Annotated in this window: 6 protein-coding genes; 1 reads left to right on the forward strand and 5 read right to left on the reverse strand. The window is 40.1% G+C overall.

Going from position 1 to position 3,221, the window contains the following annotated elements:
• The 3 genes from AACQ83_RS23635 to AACQ83_RS23645 all read right to left on the reverse strand — a co-directional run.
• Positions 1 to 277, reverse strand: a 277-nt coding sequence (locus AACQ83_RS23635) for a structural protein (protein WP_112879844.1), incomplete at its 3' end; no start/stop codon positions are given.
• 178 nt (positions 278 to 455) lie between these two features.
• Positions 456 to 782, reverse strand: coding sequence for a phage holin, lambda family (locus tag AACQ83_RS23640; RefSeq protein WP_112879846.1), 327 nt, complete (start codon positions 780 to 782; stop codon positions 456 to 458).
• Between the two features lie 111 nt (positions 783 to 893).
• Positions 894 to 1,070 (reverse strand): hypothetical protein, encoded by a 177-nt coding sequence (locus tag AACQ83_RS23645; protein ID WP_158537820.1) that lies wholly within the window; start codon positions 1,068 to 1,070, stop codon positions 894 to 896.
• Positions 1,071 to 1,696: 626 nt separating this feature from the next.
• Here AACQ83_RS23645 and AACQ83_RS23650 point away from each other — a divergent pair.
• Entirely contained in the window at positions 1,697 to 2,215 is a 519-nt protein-coding gene (locus tag AACQ83_RS23650; RefSeq protein ID WP_112879847.1) for a hypothetical protein, read from the forward strand.
• Positions 2,216 to 2,304: 89 nt separating this feature from the next.
• On the opposite strand, the gene AACQ83_RS23655 is transcribed toward AACQ83_RS23650, so the two are convergent.
• Together AACQ83_RS23655 and AACQ83_RS23660 are read right to left on the reverse strand one after the other, a co-directional pair.
• Positions 2,305 to 2,625 carry a hypothetical protein gene (locus AACQ83_RS23655; protein ID WP_146747949.1) on the reverse strand — a complete coding sequence of 107 codons (321 nt, stop codon included), beginning with the start codon at positions 2,623 to 2,625 and terminating at the stop codon, positions 2,305 to 2,307.
• Between the two features lie 162 nt (positions 2,626 to 2,787).
• On the reverse strand, positions 2,788 to 3,221 hold a 434-nt coding region (locus tag AACQ83_RS23660), incomplete at its 5' end, for an antitermination protein Q (RefSeq protein ID WP_275658152.1).

A 3,221-nucleotide genomic window follows, 5' to 3' on the forward strand; every position in this document is an offset into this window, starting at 1 on the left:
GGGTAACTCCCGTGTCTTTACATACGTGATTAATATAGGCATCGGTATTATTTTCTATCTTTGGCGCCCATCGTGAAATAATGCCGTTTATTGTGTTGATCCCGTATTTACGATGGTAATTCTGAATCACTTTTATCATTGCCCGGATACCATATTCAGGACTGACAAACTGGCAGAAAGACTTATCAGTACGCTGTGATTCCGGTACCAAACCTTGCCAGTCGTCCCCCCAACGGATATTCCCCGGATTATTATTGCGAATGCCTCTGATTTGCATCAGATTTTTCCCCGCTCTTGATCAACTCTTGCAAACAATTTGATAAGCCGATAGCTTCTCTCAAAATTAAAGAAAACACTTAAATATTTGGAGTGACGAATTTGTTTACTGATAAATCGATCTCCCTGCCAGTAATTACGCCATTTACGTATACGTAATAACCTTTTAATTCTTTCTATCATTCTTTTATTCCGGCCTTATTACGCAAAGTCCCACGCATCAACTGACCAAAAAAGTCAGTTCCTAGGTACCCAATAATGACGCTGCCGATGTAAGCTAAGTCTGTACTCAGATTTAGAAAGACGAGTAAGTCACGAATGAACCATGCAATTAACGCACACATCATTGCGTCAATAATTGTCTTCCAGAACTTACCTCCGTTATAGCGACCTCTGAGGTAAGCCATTGTGGCCGCCAGTGCCGCACCTAAACCTTGTTCTTTGACTGATAGCAGCCATAACCATAGCTGCACCCAGATGTCTGGTTGCTTGTCCATGAGTCTCATATTTCCACCCCCGTTGGGGATTAAGTCCCCGCAAGTACGGGCGTGAAAAGAAAAAGGCCTCGAATAGTCGTGGCCTATGCGTAGTGATAAATGGTAGATTTCATACGTATCTTATATTTTGCTTAGTCGCTTTTGCTGCTCTATAAGCTTCCCTATCATTGATAATACGATAGTACTCTTCATAGCCTCTGAGGCTGTCTGATAATAACGGAACAGCGTAATCTCAGGACGCTTTGAATGCTGGAGCGCAATATTAATTTCATTAACTACCGGAGTTAAATTATTCATGCCAATGGTTTCCTTTTAATTTCGTAGAAACATTTTTGCTTTACGCATTCACATTGCCGGCTATGGTTGCCGCCAATAAGCACACATCACAATAATCACCCAATCAGCCAAGCCCGGATTCAGTTCCGGGTAATCAGCGTCGTATAATAAAAAGGCCACGCCATGCGCAGCCTGGAATATGTGGTGACTAGTGCTGATCTTCCGACTTACAGACAGGACGGCATTCGCATGTGAGCCTTACTATCTACCATCATTCCTCTTTAGTGCGCATCAACCTGCCGTAACAAAACAACGCCAGCCATGATCGAGCCCAGCAATTGAGGTCACGTGTTTTTCAACCGTCAATGAACTCCAAGAACGCGGACGAAATCAGTCAGCTAACAAAACATTCCCTCTTCCTAAAAAGAAGTTGGCAAAATGGTTATTTTAACCCCATACGAATATCCCCAAAAAAACAATTAACAATAAAAATAATGAAATCTTAAAAATATATAAAAGGAAAAATATCAAATAATTAAACAATAAAAATCAGCGCAAAACAAAAGAAATAAAATATTTGACAACTAAGAAAAAACAACTACATTAAATATTGAACCATCTCAAGAAAAAACAAAAGGAAATACATTATGAGCGAAAAAAACATTCTCAAAAATATCGTTAAAGAACAATTTAAAAACCAAGATGTACAAGACTTATTTGAGCAATCAGGGCTTTCAGAATTTGATTTCAAGGAAAAATATCTTGAGCTCATTAAGCTTATTTATGGCGACCACCCTCTTCCCGACATGCCAATCGTCTTTAGTCTTAAAGCTCTCACATTTCCACTAGAATTTAATATAATAGATATAAATATTTTTAAGATTTCAGTAAAAGTCGAACAAATTGAGGGCGGACACATGGCGACTGTAACCACATCTGCTTCCAGTTTCGAAGTTGGGAAATCAATTCTTACATTTGTTGACGGAACACTTGAGCGCCACGAGCGCGTTGGAAAAGACTACCTAGGAGCAGAGTATAGGGTAAAAATTAAACTCTCACCTTCATTTAACATTCAGCTCGCAGCTAACATTTGGGTAGACTTGCCTGTAATTGGAAATCATAAATCCAGCTTCGGTCCAAAGTGGTTAATTAATCCAGAAAATTGAGCCATTGTGTCTAAAGCTCAATCTCATTATAGATCTTATCCTCAGGAGAATAAACAAGGCCAATGGATTGGCTTTATTTTTAAAATAATCTAACTCCGTATTTTTATTCCAGAAGCTAAGAGCGCTTTTTTGCAGTCCTGAATACCTTCGTTATAGCCAGCATCATAAAAACCATCAGGCGGGGATTTACAGACAGGCAAAGAGACTACAATATTTTTTCTCTCAGATTGCGCACCCGATAAAAATAGTTTCCACATTAACTGAGCGCCAGGATTTTCATATTTGATATCAGTTTCATTATCGGAGTAAGGAAAATATATCCCATGCTTTGTTTTACAAGATAAAGATACATCACTGTAATATTTATCCATAAATAGCTCAAACCTACGCCTTATTTCATGAATATTCACTTTTATCTCTCTCGATTGACAGGCAATAAAGCATGGCAGGCCTTAAAAACAGAAAAACCCGCACCTAGGCGGGTCTGAATATTCGTTAGTGAGCATAGCTACAATTCCCCACTATTTAGAGAGATTACGCCAAGTTTATGCAAAACGCAAGCCCTCTCTCTTTTATTGCGCTACTTTGCTAAATTCAGATGCTGCTCTGCTTTCCTCAATATCACATTTCGCCACCAGCTTTTCATAAAATGGCTTCCAGTTACGTGACCAGCTTGATTGGGTTAGCTCTGGCAAAAGAGCCTTAATAGCTGTATATGCCACTGATGATGGCACCCGGCTATAACCGCGCCCCGTACAACGCTCACAGATTTTAATCACCGGTGCACCCGTAGCTTTTGTTGCTTCACGGTCAACCACTTTACCGGTACCGTTACAACGGCAACGGCTGGATATTACCCCTTTGCCATTACAAGGAGAGCAAAGTTCATCTACACGCTCCGTTTCTACGCGTTGCTCTATCACATCCTTATACCCTGCATATTTAATCACATCACGCTGAACGGATATTAACCCGCGTCCATTGCAATGTGAGCATGTGCTGGTTG

It is taken from the genome of Photorhabdus sp. S10-54 (assembly GCF_963878145.1).
GTDB lineage: Bacteria > Pseudomonadota > Gammaproteobacteria > Enterobacterales > Enterobacteriaceae > Photorhabdus > Photorhabdus kayaii.

Coding starts and splice junctions, on each gene's coding strand:
- AACQ83_RS23640 (WP_112879846.1), bottom strand. CDS start 782: ATGAGACTCATGGACAAGCAACCAGACATCTGGGTGCAGCTATGGTTA.
- AACQ83_RS23645 (WP_158537820.1), bottom strand. CDS start 1,070: ATGAATAATTTAACTCCGGTAGTTAATGAAATTAATATTGCGCTCCAG.
- AACQ83_RS23650 (WP_112879847.1), top strand. CDS start 1,697: ATGAGCGAAAAAAACATTCTCAAAAATATCGTTAAAGAACAATTTAAA.